Genomic DNA, 14,115 nt, shown 5'->3' on the forward strand with positions numbered 1-14,115 from the left:
CCTGCATCATCGCGGACAAAATAGCGAGGGACAGTCCCCTCTCGAGCTCTGGTGACTTGCATAATCTGCCCTCGGAAAAAGGTGAAAACTTCAGCCTTGGAGGTGAAATCGCAAGTGTCCAGATAATTGACGCCTCGAAAGAGCACCTCGCGCTCTTCACGCACCGAGCCATGCGCCACCATGCCCAGGGCCTGTTCGAGGCCGAACGGGTTTTCGGCCTGACCCTGACCAATAGCGCAGGTCGGGACATTCCCGTGCGCTGGATCGGCGAGCAGCATATCCGTGAAGACTGCCAGGGCCGTATTCCGAGCATGGCGGACTGGCTGCGACGGATCCAGCCCGAGCCATGGATGGCCAATGGCCACATCGACCGGCATGCTGGCGATGAGCCCTGCGGCGACCCAAGGGTCGCCTGGGCATCTGAAGTCGCCGCCGGAAGAACGGTTCTTGGCCTGAAGGATTGGATGGCGGCGCGCGCGACGCAAGCCACGCAAAGCGCCTGACAGCTCTCGACTGTTTGCCAAACGAATACTGCATGGAAGCCCGGTTGGAAGATCGGGCTTCTTGCGTCGTTTCCCCACCATTCTTCTTGAGGAGGATCGCATGACACTCGAAGACATCAAGGCGGCCGTCGATGCCGGCCAGACCGTGCATTGGGCCAATACCGGCTACGTTGTGCACAAAGACCGGCTCGGTCAGTACCTCATCACCTATGTGCCGAACGGTAGCTGCATCGGTCTGACCGACCGGGGCGGGCACGGGTTGAACGGAAAAGAGGCGGAGTTCTTCATCGCGCGATCGGAGGACGGCGCGGAAAATCCGGGCAGCCAATCAAGACCAGACGGGCAGGGGAGGGGCGTAGCACCAGGAGGCGCGGGGGCATTCCCACTCGGACGGCAGCTCTGACCCGTGGGCGGGGCTGAAAAGGAAAGCAAGCTTTCTGATTTGTGATCCCTCAAGGGGTCGAGAAAGCAATCCCGGATGCGCTGGCAAGGACGTCAGACACCGGCCAATCCAAAAGGAACCATCCCATGTTCGCAGGAACCCTCACCCGCAATGTCGAGACCGCAGCCGCCGAGTACACCGGCATGATCCACTCGACGCGTTTTGACATCGCCATCCAGTTGGAAGCGCGGGCAAAGATGTCCGAACGCAGCCCGGATTTTGACGTGACGGCAGTCAACAAATCAGGCCGCAAGGTGCGCATCGGCACGGCCTGGAACGAGACCGGCAATACCAGCGGCAACCCCTACATCTCGATGCAGATTGATGTCGGCTTGGGCCCGTTCCGGGTCAACGCGGTGCAGACGAAAGAGGCGTGTGCGGCCCAAAGCGGCGAATTCGAGATCATCCCGCTGGTCTCGAACGGCCTGATGAAATCCGGCTCGATCTCGGGCGAGCTCACCGCCATGGACGCCGACAACGCCTTCACCGGCTACATCGCGAACATGATGTTCGATCTGGAGTTCATGCTGATCGAGAACAGCTACAAATCCGAAGAGACCCACCCCGATTACCGCATCGAGGTCAGCTCGCCCCGGGGCACACCGATACGCGTCGGCTCGGCCTGGATGGCGAAAAGCAGCCGCACGGGCAATGACTACCTGTCGCTGCTGATCAACACGCCCGATGGCGACCTGCGCGTCAACGCCGTGCAGAACGAAGAACAGCGCGGCGGGCAGACCTTCTCGATCATCCCGTTCATCGACAGCGGTGAGCAGCCGCAGGACGCGGGCGCGGGGCTCTCGCTGGTCGCATGATCAACGCGCAAGATTAGACGATTTGCACCGAAAGGGGAGCCGTGGGATCACGGTTCCCCTTTAGTCTTGGCTCGATGTCGCAGCGAGACATATCTTACGATCCTTGAAACTACACCATCCATATACTACCAGAAGTTGAGATTGACAGCAATTTCGGTATGTTACACTGCAGCTTGGCAAATGAATCACTCGCTGTGGTCGTTGGGTGCCGGGTCAAATGAACTCGCACATTGCTGCGCAGAGCGTGGTCTCAGGGGGCTCCTTTCGCGCGGCACTATGGTCTTCTCTCACTTGCTGTTCCTAATGCGACGTGGTCAGTCCAACATTAAGGTGCGCCGAAAGAGTTGTTGCGGAAAGGGCCCGAAGACGCATTTTACGTCTCATAGAAACGCTTTAGATCGCGTCGCTTGCTCAGCTGTTGCGGTCGATATGGTTTGACCTCTCCGAATTGAGCGACCGCGGTCGCCTGCATGCGTTCTTGTACGGATGGGTGGAGAGGGAAATCATCGCCAACTTCTCGGATTCCTTTTTTCCATGGGATGCTGATTGGTCCTAATCTCACGATCGCGTCCTCGCGATGCTGCAGGCCCAAGGGGTCAGGAGCGCGGTTGAGATAATTCTCGTTGATTTTGATTGAAGGCACACACTCCTTCAACTCATCGATCATCCAGTCTAGGGCGATATCACTGAGACGGGATTCGGCCTCGGGGTAGCTGCCACCGATATCGCTGTGACAACCCGGAAACCAGACCTGCTTGAGCCAAGCCGGTTCTCGATCCTTGGTCTCAATCGCGGCTTTTTTGGACGCCCATCCAACTCGTGGGAAGTCTGCGCGGTCTTCGTCGATCGCCATTGCGTGGCGGGCGTGGTTAACGTCGGGATCCAGCCACATGTCGTAGTTGCGCTTGTTCCAAGCGGCGAAATGCCCGGTCTTCAGTATCTGCGGCCAGTCTGTAAGGCGCCAAATCTTCAGTTTGCGATCAGGATCATCCGCGAAGTACTTGAAATTATCCAGTAGTAGAGAGCCAAGCTGCCAAATGAGGGCTCCGAGTAAGGCACCGAGAGGGATGACCAGAAGCAATGACCACCCTAGAACAAGACCGGCGACGAAGGCGGCGCCGGTTGCAAACGTAATACCCCAGACGAGAGTGCGCACGACTGCCGTCCGGAGTGACGCCACCGTATCGAAAACCCCGATGAAGGTCGGCTGGACGTTGCCTTGGTTTTCATCGCCCTCCTGCGGGGCACTCGAATACTTCTGGCGAAACCTGCGACCAAGCTCTTCGCGGTGCTTGAAGTAAGGGTTCTGCCCGCGAGGCTTTCCGGCACCGTGGTTATAGACGAACTTCACTGCATCCTTGGCGATCTTGCGTAAACCGGGCCCGTGTCGCGGAACGGGTTTGCCATCGGGCATTTCTGTTGGGATTCCGCAAAGGTTCATGACATTCGCCAGTGCCCTGACCGTGTAAGCCCCGCGCGAGAAGCCGAACAACAGCACGCGGTCGCCGGGCTCATAATGGGCGATGATTTGTTCATAGCAATCGATGATATTGTGATCGATGCCGGTGCCGACTGCACTTTCGAGGATAGGTTTGACGCGGCCAAAGAGCCCCCCGCTCTCGCCCGTACCCAGCCCAGGATCGTAAAAGGCGACTTGATCCTTTGGGTTAATTGGTGAGTCTGGGCCGGGACGCATGGCGCGATACATCTTGTAGACGTTCGAAAGGCGTTGGTCTGGCCTAGATCCGCCCATTTGCCCGGTTCCATCGGAAAAAATACAGATATTCTTTGTCATTATTTACCTTTTGCCTTCAGTCTGATTGACTTATTTCTGTTTAGGTCGTCCGCCGGATCGCTTTAGCGAGAGCGGAAGAAAACAGTCTATCTCGTCATCTGTGACGGTCATGTCTTCCATCTCCTTCAGCTGTCTTTGGGCCTCCTTGTAGGCTTTTCCGTCAGTCTGAGGGGCTCCTTCATAAAGGGCTGCAAGCATAGCCTGTAATTCGTCGCGACGCTCAACTGCAACTTCATGTGAGAGTCTTGGAAGGTCGGTTAGAAGCGAGAGGTAGCATTCTCGGACGTTCCAGAGTTTCGCGGCCGCGTCACGGTGCTTTTGGGCGATGGCGCCGGGATCGAAGTTCTTCAGGTAAGCGGCCACGAACAGCGTTAGGAAAGAAATAACGACGGTTACAATCTCGACCCATGTCTCGTCTCCCACCACGACGCCGACTGCGCCAGCACTCGTTAGGGCTGAAAGCGCAATCTGAGCCATCTTGTACCGGCGAAGTGTGTCGGCAGAGCGATCGGCCATACGTTCGTGCGTTTTGTGGGTATAGACCACCCGTCCGAAGCATTCACGGACCTGATCCTCGAACGCGATATCGTAGTCAGGCGGCATAGTCTTCATCCTCGGCATCCCGGACACGAATCGGAACCCGGACGGTGTCGCGCGCAACGACCACGCCCCGACTGACCGCGTAGCATTCTACGAGGTGATCACCGCGGAAATTTGTGGTCTCTCGGCGCTCACCGCGACCTTCGTCGCGCACGATCTGCCCCCGGATCATGTCTCGACGCTCGGCTTCTTCGCCACGGTTCAAGACCTTCCAGAACACCTCGGCATCATCGGGAAGATCGGTTGCATCTGCGATGAAGAATCGAAGGCTCTTCTTCGGAAGCAGGACGCCATGCCGCTCCAAAAGGTCACGGAGCATTCCCGGCCGGAATCCATCCTGCGTCACTTCGCAGTTGATGCGAAGGTGGTATCGAATATCGACCGGAAACCTTTCTTCGACAAACTGCTCAGTATTTTTGAAGACATGCGCGAATGCCGCGGCCTCTCCCGCAGCACTCCTTACCGGTGCTGGGTAGGCGTTCCCGAACACATCCCGCCATTTCTGGCGCTCATTCTTCTGTCCGCTCGCGTCGATGGCTTTCACACATAGATCGTATGCCTTCTTCGCCTTCCGCTCGAACCGCTTCTTGACACGAACGCGTTGACGACTGCCAAGAGCTGCATACTCGGATTGCTTGGGCTGATCAGCCAGGAACTTGAAGAAATCCCGGCACATGTAATCGTAGTAGTGGAAGCTTTTGGTATCGTATTCGTCGGTTGACTCGAGGAAGTTGTAGGCGAGAGTGTCGATCAGAAGGCCGCCCATGGCGACGCCCTGCTTGTTCTTCCAGGCGCGCGCCATCTTGCACAAGTGGCGAAGGTTTCGGTTCTTGCGCTCATTGGCTTCTCTCATTTCATCGAGTTCAGCCTGCGGCTTGGTAATCTTCCACGACCCACCTTTTGCGTTGTCAGGGTACTTGTAGCTCCCATCAGCCAGCTTGAAGGCCGGCATCACTTCGATGTGGAAATCGTTGTACAGCACGCGGACAACCAAACGATCCACCTTGACGGTTGTCGAAGGGTATCGCCTCTTGATCGCATCCCTAGCATCATGAAGAAGCCTATTTTGGCCCTCTTCCTTGTAGGTGTCCCACTTCCCGGCGGGCATGATGTAAATCATGTCCAGGTCGGAAATGCCCTTGATCGCCGTCCAACGGCCATAGGAGCCAACTTGAAGGCTGTTAGCCGTTTTTGACTCTGTGTCGCGAAACTCCTTGTTAAGAGAAGCAGTGACTTCGCCGTATCGCAAGGCAATAGTCGCGGCATTGTCGATCTTGATATTATCGAGAAAGGTCTTGAAGTCGTCTGAGATGCCCATTGAAGCCTCACGATTTTTTGCCCTCAATGGGCGATTAGATGGTTGGTTTAGTCAGCCGCTTTGCCCTATCCGGTCGTTATTTCTCACGGACGGTGATCTTCGGATTTGACTTGCCGTGCTTCGCGGTGACAAACCGACCACTGATGGCGCTTCGATAGCTGCCGCCGGTTGACCCGCTCTTCCCGCGAGCTTCTTTCACGGTTGTTCGCGGGTGCGACTTCCCATGCGCCTGCGTAACATAGCGTCCTGATTTTGCGCTTCGGTAGCTACCGCCAACCTTTCTTTTCCCTGCCACTGCACTGCTCCTTTTTGTTGCATCTTCGCCAATTCGGACTAAACTAAGATTTGAGTCCTCATATGGACAGTCTACATAGGGACTCTTTTGGACGTCAAGTCCAAAAGCGGATAATAGGAGGATCAATGCAACCACATATAGGTTCTGCGCTTCAACCCGGCGCGGACAACATCAGGATTCCAGCCATTATGGATGCTTTTTCGAGACTTGCCGAAGACTGGGAGCTCTCGACTGATGAGCAGATAACGCTGCTTGGCTCGCCGGGGCGCTCGACGTTCTTCAAGTGGAAGAAATCCGGTGGCAATCTTCCGCATGACACTATCGAACGCATTTCTCACCTGCTCGGCATCTACAAGTCTCTGCAAATTGTGTTGCCGAACCCTGAAGCGGCGGATGGGTGGATAAAAAAGCCGAACGCGTTTTTTGATGATCGAAGCGCACTCGACGTGATGCTTGGTGGTAACGTTGTCGATATTTACAAAGTAAGAGAATATCTTGATGCACAACGCGGTGGATGACTTCGACGTAAAGCAGATCAATGGCGTTTTCTATGTGCTTATCCCGTCTCGATTTCCACCTGTGCCGCTCTATCAGCGCATCGCGGGTGGGCGCGACGACCAGGTCGCGGCTGTCGCAGATCTTCATAACCCTCGTGTTATGGAAAAGCAGCGCCTGCTAGGGCAAGGTTGTGTGACCGCAGATGATGTGTCTCCACGTTTTCAGAACTGGAACCATGCCCCGTTCGCCTATTCAAATCCGGAAGGTAGTTGGTTCTTCGACCGGTTCGTACGATGCCTAGAGATGTCGCAAGACAAACAGACAGCCTTGGCGGTCTCGGTTGCGAAAAGAGCGCTGTTCCTTAGCCGCACGGCGGAAGCTCCAATCGGGCTTGACATGCGGATGCTAAGCCGAAAGGTGTCTGGCGCGTTCTTAGACCTACGAGCGTTGCCTGTTGAGCTTTGTCAATCAGAACGGCGTAAACTTGGAAAGTTGCTTTGGGAGCGCGCCAAGACCGAAGGTTTGTCAGGCGTGCTATTCCGGTCATTCGAACGACCAAGCGGCACTCGCATTTGCGTGCTCGATGGCAATGTGCTTGACCGTGCAATTCAAGGTGAGCACTTCAGGTACTCATGGGATGGTGAAAAGGTTTCGTCGCTTTATGCTTTCGACAACTCTGGAGGTGACGAGGACAATTCGATCGATCCCCGCGACCTTGGCCAAGACGAAGATATTCTGGCGGCTTAGCATTGGTCATTTTGTCGCCAAGCTGACTGAAGGCTGTCGAGTTGACCCACTTTCAAATAGTGAGCGCTTCCGTGCCGCTAAATAGCGAATGATTGTTTCTGGTCCATCCTGCCGGACGTCCCATATATGACATTAACGTTTCCGACGCGACCGCTTCTTAGAAGCGGCATGACTTGATCATTGACCTGAGTCCCAGCCTTGTGGCCTCCCCTGCTCGGCTTCGCGTGTCGCAGAAGAGAACGGCCCTTCGGGCCGTCGCGCATTCGGCCATGCGGCCTCCCCGCGGCGTTGCACCCAGGCCCCCGGCTTGCCCGCCTCGCGAGCACGTCCCTCCCCGGCCGCTCCGCCGGATTGCGCTCTGGTCTGTTTTGCGGGGCAAAACGATCCCGCCGCTCCATCCGTCTCACGCGTCCGGTCTGGCCGTTTGCCTGCTCGGGTCGGGCAAACCTACCGTCAAAACACACACACATGAGCGCGGAAGCATATCCTCCGGATGGCCCCCAAATCAGCCCGCGTCAAGGATCGCAAAACTTTTCGGCGGGGGCGGGGCATGTGGCGCGGGATGGTCCCGTGCGTGAGGGCGCGCATGTGTCCGGTGCTGCGCGCAGAAAACTTTTGCGCCCGGCGAGCCGGCGGCTGCGCCGTCCCTGACCCGGGCAGATTCGGAAACCAGGCATTCGGCCATGCCCCCACACTCACGTGGTGGCCTAGGAACCGAACACTGGAGACCAGACATGGCTTACGACACCGCAAACACCTACGAGACGATCGAACTTTTCGGGCTGACCGAGAAGGACGCGCAGCTGCCGATCCCGGAAGATCACATCCTGACCGACCACATCATCCGCGAGAGCTTCGAGGCTTTGCTCGGGCAGTTGCGCGGGACCGGGCTTGAAGCGGAAATCGAACCGCTGGCCCATGGGCTCGCCACGATCCTGCAGCGCCGCAAGGTGGCGCTTGGCAAGGAGGTCGACCGCACCGCCGACAAGATCGGCGCGCTGGCAAAATCCCATGACGGATCGGAAATCGCCGAGACCGCGCTCGAAGAGGCGCAGGCGCGCTTTCTGCAGCTGCGCGAGATTGTTGGCGCCATCGAGGTGATGAGCGAGGCGGCGGCGGAATGCTACGAGATCGAGACGGGCCACGCTTTCATCCCGGCAGCCGGGTCGCGCGCAAGCGTCCGGGCGCAGGAGACCGGGGCAGTCTTCGAGGCGCGGCAGCTTCTGGAGCAGCACGACCGCGAGACTGCCGAGAAGTCGAAAGTCGAGGGGGTGCCGCTGATCGTCTCAGGCGCCACCGACTGGACCGATGTCGATGTGATCTTCAACACGCTCGACAAGGTTCGCGAACGGATCAAACAGAACCGCAACCAGGAGATCTTCCTCTGCCACAAAGGTGGCAAGCACGGGGCGGAGATGATCGCGGCTCGGTGGGCCCGGGCACGCGGGATAGCACAAGCGCGCTTTGATCCGCGCTGGTCCGCGCACGGGCGAGCGGCACCGTTCAAGTGCAACGACGAAATGCTGGACGACAAGTTCGCGGCGACGGGGGTTGTCCTCTTCGGCGGCAACGGGGTCGCGCTGAACCTCGGCCAGAAGGCGGAAGCGAAAGGCCTGACGGTCATGCGGGTTGCGGACCCGGCGAAGAAGACCGCGGAGACGTGAACATAGAGGGTCGCCTTCGGGCGGCCCTTTCGTCGTTTCTCATGGACGTGGTGGTGCCCTCTTGTCCTTTTGCCTAGCAATTTCATGTTTTGATAGGTATATGGATGCCAAGCAAAACTTGGAAATGATTGGCATGACCCCACTCAGCAGCATCGCGATGAGCGCCTACACCGATCTGGTGCGGCTCCTCAAGGATGACGCCCTATCCAGTGTGGAGGGAAAACCGACACTCAAAGAGCGCGGCGACAAGGCCTATTGGTACGCCGCGCGACGCGTCGGAACGGAGATGCGGTTCATCTATATCGGCGAGGACAGTGACGAGACACGTGCACGTATCGACCGGATCGAAGAGCTGCGCGCAACGGCCAAGGATCGGCAGGCGGAACGGTCGCGGCTTGTTCGGCTCTTGCGTGCGGAAGGCATGACGCCCACCGATCGGGCAACGGGGTCCATCCTGTCGGCGATGGCGGCTGCTGGGACTTTCCGTTTGGGTGGCACCATCGTCGGAACCAATGCATTTCGCCTCTATGAAGGCGAGCTTGGTATCCGCCTGCCCATTGGCGGTATGGCCAACACCGGCGACATCGACATCGCCCAGTTCGAAAAGCTCAGCGTGGCGCTGCAGGATCAGGTTGACCCGGGGCTCGCCGAGACCTTCTCGGCGCTCAAATTTGATCCCTTACCGGCTCTTGATCAGGGGCGGACCTGGCGGTGGGCCCAGGGTGGCAGTGGCCAGTTGGTTGAGTTTCTCACGCCGGCCTTCGGAGATGAGACCATCCGTGATTTGCCAGCATTGGGCGTGAACGCCCAAGGATTGAACTACCTCAACTTCCTGATCGCTGAGCCGATCCATGCGGCGGCGATCTATCGATCCGGCGTTCTGGTCCAAGTGCCACGTCCGGAGAGATACGCAGTCCATAAACTGATCATCTCCGATCGGCGACGCGACGGGGCAGGCAGCCTCAAGTCGGCCAAGGACCGCGAGCAGGCGGCCTTCCTGATCGAGGCGATGGCCGAGGACCGCCCTGATGATCTAGCCCGCGCCTATGCCGCTGCTCTGGAGGTCGGCCCGCGCTGGCGGGAGCATATTGGGAACTCACTGATCCGGATGCCTGAGACGAAACTAATCCTCGACGGGTTGGGAGTGTGAATGCCGAAATGGGGTTCCCTGAACCTCGGGCAGAAGGCGGAAGCGAATGGCCTGACGGTCATACGGGTTGCCGACCCGGCGAATAAGGCTGCGCAAGATTGAAGAGAGGGGGTCGCGCTTGGCGCGGCCTTTTCGTCATGCACTCATAGTGCGTGCGATCGGTCACGCGTGATCGGCAGTCTGCGGCGGCCAGCACCGTTATCTCTCTACCCGGTCCGTCAGAGTGCGGCTCATCCGCATCGGTACGGGCTGGGGATGGTGCGCATGTCACGCGCATCGTCAGCAGAGCAAGACGCGAGGGGTCGAGACGTCGCACTTGAGGCTGAAGACCAGCACAACCCCCGGGTGGCGTTTCGGAACATCACACCCACGCGGACGGGCTCCGTCAGCACCCCGGCCAGGCTTGGCGGGACGAGGACGCGGACGGTGGCGGCTGCGTGATGGCAAGGGTCATTCGGGTCTCTCCTTTTTGCTCATAGATGTGGATCGCACGGGGTCGGCCCGTTCGTGCCCTCAGCTCACGCTTCGGCAAGCACAAATACGGCTTCCACGGCTAGCCGCGGACCCTCCGCATTTGCGCTTGCGATCGGGCCTCTTGCCCCCGTGCCGGGTGATCCCCATCGCAACAAGGAGTAACCCAAATGACCAACCACTACGTCGCCACAGTCCCCGTCAAGTTCACCGATACCGATGGCCAGGAGCGCACTCGTTTTCAGCGCGTGGGTGCGATGTTCCGCAACACCCGCAACGGGGACGGCTCGGAGTTCTTCAGCCTCAAGCTCGACTTCCCGGTCGCGGTCTCGGAGCTGGTGATGTTCCCGCCGAGCGCGAAAGATCCCCAGGACTAAATCCTCTGACGAGGATGGGCCGCCCCAGGATGATCTTGGGGCGGCCCGATCCCTGTTCCAGGGATGCCGGTCCCTGCGCGTTCAACGGACGCACTCTCCCCGGAATGATCAGGCCGCGACAGACCGGCCAGTCAGCCTCAAGGGGGCCATCCACAAAAACCTATCGGCCAGGGCCTCCCGGTTTTTGCGGCAGAGATTTGGGGACCCAAATCTGGCCCTCCTTGACCCTGCCTGTCCGCCCTGTCGGTGGGGTTTGCGCCCGCCCGCGGTTCGGTCCGAACACATGCGTGTTCGTCCAGACCCTCGGGCGGTGCTGGCGGACGGGACCCCTAGGACAGGTGGGTCGCCCGGTGGTGAGGGCGGCAGAGCCGCGTCCCTGCGGGCCGCGGCGTGAAGCGGACACCAAGGCTGCCTGAGACTGAAGGCGACGTAAGTATATAATTGACAGCTCGGTATATTATCGTAAGGTAGGGGCAGCCTTGGTGGAAGGTGGCAGGAAATAGGGGGTCTTTCTTCGCATGTCGCGCTCAAAACGTCTCTCAGATGCGGAACGCATGAAGATCGTTCGCGAGGCTGCGGAAGGTGTCTCGACATCTGTGCTGGCGGAGCGGTTTGGTGTGTCGCCTCGGGCAATCCAATACACCTTGAAAGCCGATGCCGAGCGCCAGACGGATGCCGCAATTCCGGTCTCAGCGGTCAGTGTGAAGGTCACGGCCGCCGAGCTTGCGGCGCTCGACGAAGTGCTGGCCGCCGCCGGGATCGAGAGCCGGGCCGAGGGGCTTCGGCGGCTCATTCAGGCGGCAGGCGGGGTGTTCGTTCCGGACGCGCAGATGGCGGCCGAGATGGCGCGCTACCGCGCCTCGCTGCACGAGGTCGGTAATGGGGTCGCGCAGATCGCCAAGCAGATGACGCAGGCCAACCGGCAGGGGCAGGGGGCCGTGGGCGGCACGAATGCCGAGTTCACCGAATTGCGCCTGGCGCAGATGCGCGGGCTGGCGCGGTTCATCCTGGATTCCGCTGACGAGATCGACCTACTGCTGCGCCGCCGTCGGGACGCGATGCAGCTCGAGGCCACAGCCGCGCTGAGGGAGTTTGCCCATGCGGCTGAATGATGCGGTCGATGCCGTCACGGGCGAGGTCTTCCGGGACGGCTGGAGCCGCATCCGGGGCTCGATGCAGGGGCTGCATGTCGCCAAGCAGAGCCAGCTTGTGCGCGCGGCAGCCGGGCATCGGCCGGCGGTCTTCAAAGCGATCCGGGGCGGGGGGACGCATACCAAATCGCAGCTCGCAAACCAGCTCGATTACCTCACAACCAAGTCCACCCATATCGTGGACAGTAGCGGGTTCCTGGATGGCAAGGCCAAGCTCGAGGCGGGTGACATCAAGGATCTGACCGAGCGCTTTGCCAAGCGCTGGGATGCGGGCTTCAAGCCCAAGCTGGGCCAGACGACCCATATGCTCATGTCGTTCCCCATCGGCACGCGCGGGGAGGATGTGCGCGACATCGCGACGGATGTGGCCGAGCGGTTCTTCCAGACCGACGCGGGGCATTTCGACTACATCATCGCGGTGCATGAGGACCGCGATCACCCCCATGCGCATCTGGTGCTGAACCGCCGCTCGCAAGAAGGCGAGTTCTTCTTCCTCGGCCGCAATCACCGCTTCAACTATGACGACTTCCGCCTCGCCATGGTCGAGGAGGCCGAGAAGTATGGCGTGCGGCTGGAAGCCACGCGCCGGGTGGATCGCGGGGTTGTGCATTACCCAGCCCCTACCCGCGAGGTCTACGCGGCGAAAGACGAGGGTCGCGCGCCCCGCGAGCGCGAACGCGTGGGGCAGGACCTGACCCGGACGCTGGCGGAGATCGCCAACACCAGAACCGTCTACCATTCGCTTGCCGCGGAGGCCTCCCGGGAGGCCCGCGAGGATATTGCCGCGGCACTCTTCCGCGCGGGCGAGGTGCTGGCGCGCGGCGGGCAGGTGGACCGAACAGGAGATGTGTATATGGCCGAGGATCAAAGCTTCGAGGACCTGAGAAGCCTCTATGCGGAGAAGCTGGCGCGGGTGCAGGGCATGATCGCCGAGAAGTCCGACACGGAACGTCCCGTGCTGGAAAAACGTCTCATCGAGATCCAGACGCAGGTCCAGCACATGCAGCCTCTCGGTTTGCGATCATCCACGCTTTCAGAGACCCCCTCGGAGGGCGGGATCTATTCCGAAGCCAATATTGACGCCAGCCAGCGCGAGCGACTGGCCGAGCCCGACCTGAGATCGCGCATTGACGCGGCACTACGGGGCACCGGGATCAGCACATCGGAAGTGGTGGCCCGGATCGAGACGGGCGCCTCAAATGCAGCGCTCGAGCATCAATGGATTGCCAATGATCTCGCCAAGGTGGCCGAGGCGCGGGATCTGAACCTTGAACGCCGCGCTGATCTGGAACAGGCGCGCGACGTTCTCAACGATGTGCATGTCGCGCTTGGCACGCTGCTGGAACGGGAGAACGTGCTGCGCCGGGATGGTGTCATGGAAGCGGAAGCGGTCAGCGAGCGGTTCCATTATCATGAGGGCGCGGTGCGGGCGATGGAAGGAACAATCCGTCAGGAGATGCGCGCAGAGGGCCTGACAGCGCAGCAGATCGAGGACCGGGACTGGGAGGTTGTCTCAAGGGCGGAGCGCCGGATCGAGACCGAGCAGCGCGCATATCTCGAGGCACACCCGGACTTGCTCGTACGTCCCGGCGATGTGATCGACCGGTCTGAGCCCTACAGGGAGACCATCACCGATGCGGCCCGCGCCAGCGCGATCACCCGCGAGGTCGACCGGATCATGGAGGGACGCGACGTCCGCACGCCCGTTGCAGATGCTGTCACGGATGACTTGCGCACGCGCTATCCGGACATGCCGTCCCACCTTGCCCGTGGGCTCGGTGCGACCTATGCGGCCGTCGTCGAGATACGCGACACGGAGGCCATCAATCAGGTCCGCCGCGAAACCGAGATGCGCGATGGGCTTGGGTCTGGAACGCGCGACGCACTCCTCGCAGCCCGCGGTGAAACTGCTTCGCAGTCTGACCGTGCCGACCGCCTTGCAGACGAGATTGCGCGTGTCCTGGAGCATGAGCGGGCGGGGGAGTTGTCCGCGCCCTTCGAGACCGAGGCGGAGCGGGACGCCTTCCGCGACGAGATCGCGCGGGTACTGGACGTTCGCCAACTCGACCGGCTCACATCTGGCGATGCCGATGCGCTGGAGAAGGTTCTCGAGGACCGCCTCGACCGGCTCTATGTCGCCAAGGTCTATCTGCAATCCGATGCCGCGACGGCCAACACGGAGGCCTTGCGCCAGGTGGTCGATGATCTTGCCGACACCGAATATGAAAAACACCGCACCGCTGACGTGGATGGCGAGACCGAGAGGGGTCAGGTCCATTGAGCGCCGCC

General features: G+C 60.0%; 13 protein-coding genes. 10 read left to right on the forward strand and 3 right to left on the reverse strand.

The window, feature by feature from the left end:
* Positions 1–5: 5 nt before the first annotated feature.
* From GC127_RS23055 to GC127_RS02680, 3 genes are all read left to right on the forward strand, one after another.
* On the forward strand, positions 6–503 hold the full coding sequence (locus GC127_RS23055; protein WP_254699989.1) for a hypothetical protein: 498 nt from the start codon (positions 6–8) through the stop codon (positions 501–503).
* Positions 504–603: 100 nt separating this feature from the next.
* Positions 604–906, forward strand: a complete 303-nt coding sequence (locus GC127_RS02675; protein ID WP_027263637.1) for a hypothetical protein — start codon at positions 604–606, stop codon at positions 904–906.
* A gap of 125 nt (positions 907–1,031) precedes the next feature.
* Positions 1,032–1,760, forward strand: a complete 729-nt coding sequence (locus GC127_RS02680) for a DUF736 family protein (protein ID WP_151976298.1) — start codon at positions 1,032–1,034, stop codon at positions 1,758–1,760.
* A gap of 373 nt (positions 1,761–2,133) precedes the next feature.
* On the opposite strand, the gene GC127_RS02685 is transcribed toward GC127_RS02680, so the two are convergent.
* The 3 genes from GC127_RS02685 to GC127_RS02695 are packed head-to-tail and all read right to left on the reverse strand — an operon-like array spanning position 2,134 to position 5,473.
* On the reverse strand, positions 2,134–3,555 hold the full coding sequence (locus GC127_RS02685) for a DUF2235 domain-containing protein (RefSeq protein ID WP_037298746.1): 1,422 nt from the start codon (positions 3,553–3,555) through the stop codon (positions 2,134–2,136).
* 30 nt (positions 3,556–3,585) lie between these two features.
* Positions 3,586–4,158, reverse strand: a complete 573-nt coding sequence (locus GC127_RS02690; protein WP_254699969.1) for an SLATT domain-containing protein — start codon at positions 4,156–4,158, stop codon at positions 3,586–3,588.
* Positions 4,148–5,473 (reverse strand): nucleotidyltransferase, encoded by a 1,326-nt coding sequence (locus tag GC127_RS02695; RefSeq protein WP_008282937.1) that lies wholly within the window; start codon positions 5,471–5,473, stop codon positions 4,148–4,150. Before GC127_RS02695 ends, GC127_RS02690 begins: the two co-directional genes overlap by 11 nt.
* 420 nt (positions 5,474–5,893) lie before the next feature.
* On the opposite strand from GC127_RS02695, the gene GC127_RS02705 reads away from it, so the two are divergent.
* The 7 genes from GC127_RS02705 to GC127_RS02740 all read left to right on the forward strand — a co-directional run bounded on the left by GC127_RS02705 (position 5,894) and on the right by GC127_RS02740 (position 14,107).
* Positions 5,894–6,286, forward strand: coding sequence for an antitoxin Xre/MbcA/ParS toxin-binding domain-containing protein (locus tag GC127_RS02705; protein ID WP_037298748.1), 393 nt, complete (start codon positions 5,894–5,896; stop codon positions 6,284–6,286).
* The gene (locus tag GC127_RS02710; RefSeq protein ID WP_008282939.1) at positions 6,267–7,013 is read left to right on the forward strand and encodes an RES family NAD+ phosphorylase; all 747 of its coding nucleotides are present in this window, start codon (positions 6,267–6,269) and stop codon (positions 7,011–7,013) included. The genes GC127_RS02705 and GC127_RS02710 overlap by 20 nt, the downstream gene beginning before the upstream one ends.
* Before the next feature lie 734 nt (positions 7,014–7,747).
* The gene (locus tag GC127_RS02715) at positions 7,748–8,677 is read left to right on the forward strand and encodes a DUF2493 domain-containing protein (protein ID WP_151976302.1); all 930 of its coding nucleotides are present in this window, start codon (positions 7,748–7,750) and stop codon (positions 8,675–8,677) included.
* Positions 8,678–8,810: 133 nt separating this feature from the next.
* Positions 8,811–9,827, forward strand: a complete 1,017-nt coding sequence (locus GC127_RS02720) for a GSU2403 family nucleotidyltransferase fold protein (RefSeq protein WP_254699970.1) — start codon at positions 8,811–8,813, stop codon at positions 9,825–9,827.
* A gap of 641 nt (positions 9,828–10,468) precedes the next feature.
* A complete protein-coding gene (locus GC127_RS02730; protein ID WP_007120662.1) occupies positions 10,469–10,675 on the forward strand; it encodes a hypothetical protein in 207 nt (68 codons plus the stop codon).
* A gap of 518 nt (positions 10,676–11,193) precedes the next feature.
* A complete protein-coding gene (locus GC127_RS02735; protein WP_151976308.1) occupies positions 11,194–11,787 on the forward strand; it encodes a helix-turn-helix domain-containing protein in 594 nt (197 codons plus the stop codon).
* Positions 11,774–14,107: a relaxase/mobilization nuclease domain-containing protein gene (locus tag GC127_RS02740; RefSeq protein WP_151976310.1), complete on the forward strand. Its 2,334-nt coding sequence runs from the start codon at positions 11,774–11,776 to the stop codon at positions 14,105–14,107. Before GC127_RS02735 ends, GC127_RS02740 begins: the two co-directional genes overlap by 14 nt.
* The last annotated feature ends 8 nt before the right edge of the window (positions 14,108–14,115 follow it).

This window comes from Roseovarius sp. EC-HK134, assembly GCF_902498815.1.
Taxonomy (GTDB): Bacteria; Pseudomonadota; Alphaproteobacteria; order Rhodobacterales; family Rhodobacteraceae; genus Roseovarius; species Roseovarius mucosus_A.

What these genes read in the sequence shown, in the direction of transcription:
- GC127_RS02675 (WP_027263637.1), top strand. Translation starts at nt 604, where the DNA reads ATGACACTCGAAGACATCAAGGCGGCCGTCGATGCCGGCCAGACCGTG.
- GC127_RS02680 (WP_151976298.1), top strand. Translation starts at nt 1,032, where the DNA reads ATGTTCGCAGGAACCCTCACCCGCAATGTCGAGACCGCAGCCGCCGAG.
- GC127_RS02685 (WP_037298746.1), bottom strand. Translation starts at nt 3,555, where the DNA reads ATGACAAAGAATATCTGTATTTTTTCCGATGGAACCGGGCAAATGGGC.
- GC127_RS02690 (WP_254699969.1), bottom strand. Translation starts at nt 4,158, where the DNA reads ATGCCGCCTGACTACGATATCGCGTTCGAGGATCAGGTCCGTGAATGC.
- GC127_RS02695 (WP_008282937.1), bottom strand. Translation starts at nt 5,473, where the DNA reads ATGGGCATCTCAGACGACTTCAAGACCTTTCTCGATAATATCAAGATC.
- GC127_RS02705 (WP_037298748.1), top strand. Translation starts at nt 5,894, where the DNA reads ATGCAACCACATATAGGTTCTGCGCTTCAACCCGGCGCGGACAACATC.
- GC127_RS02710 (WP_008282939.1), top strand. Translation starts at nt 6,267, where the DNA reads ATGCACAACGCGGTGGATGACTTCGACGTAAAGCAGATCAATGGCGTT.
- GC127_RS02715 (WP_151976302.1), top strand. Translation starts at nt 7,748, where the DNA reads ATGGCTTACGACACCGCAAACACCTACGAGACGATCGAACTTTTCGGG.
- GC127_RS02720 (WP_254699970.1), top strand. Translation starts at nt 8,811, where the DNA reads ATGACCCCACTCAGCAGCATCGCGATGAGCGCCTACACCGATCTGGTG.
- GC127_RS02730 (WP_007120662.1), top strand. Translation starts at nt 10,469, where the DNA reads ATGACCAACCACTACGTCGCCACAGTCCCCGTCAAGTTCACCGATACC.
- GC127_RS02735 (WP_151976308.1), top strand. Translation starts at nt 11,194, where the DNA reads ATGTCGCGCTCAAAACGTCTCTCAGATGCGGAACGCATGAAGATCGTT.
- GC127_RS02740 (WP_151976310.1), top strand. Translation starts at nt 11,774, where the DNA reads ATGCGGCTGAATGATGCGGTCGATGCCGTCACGGGCGAGGTCTTCCGG.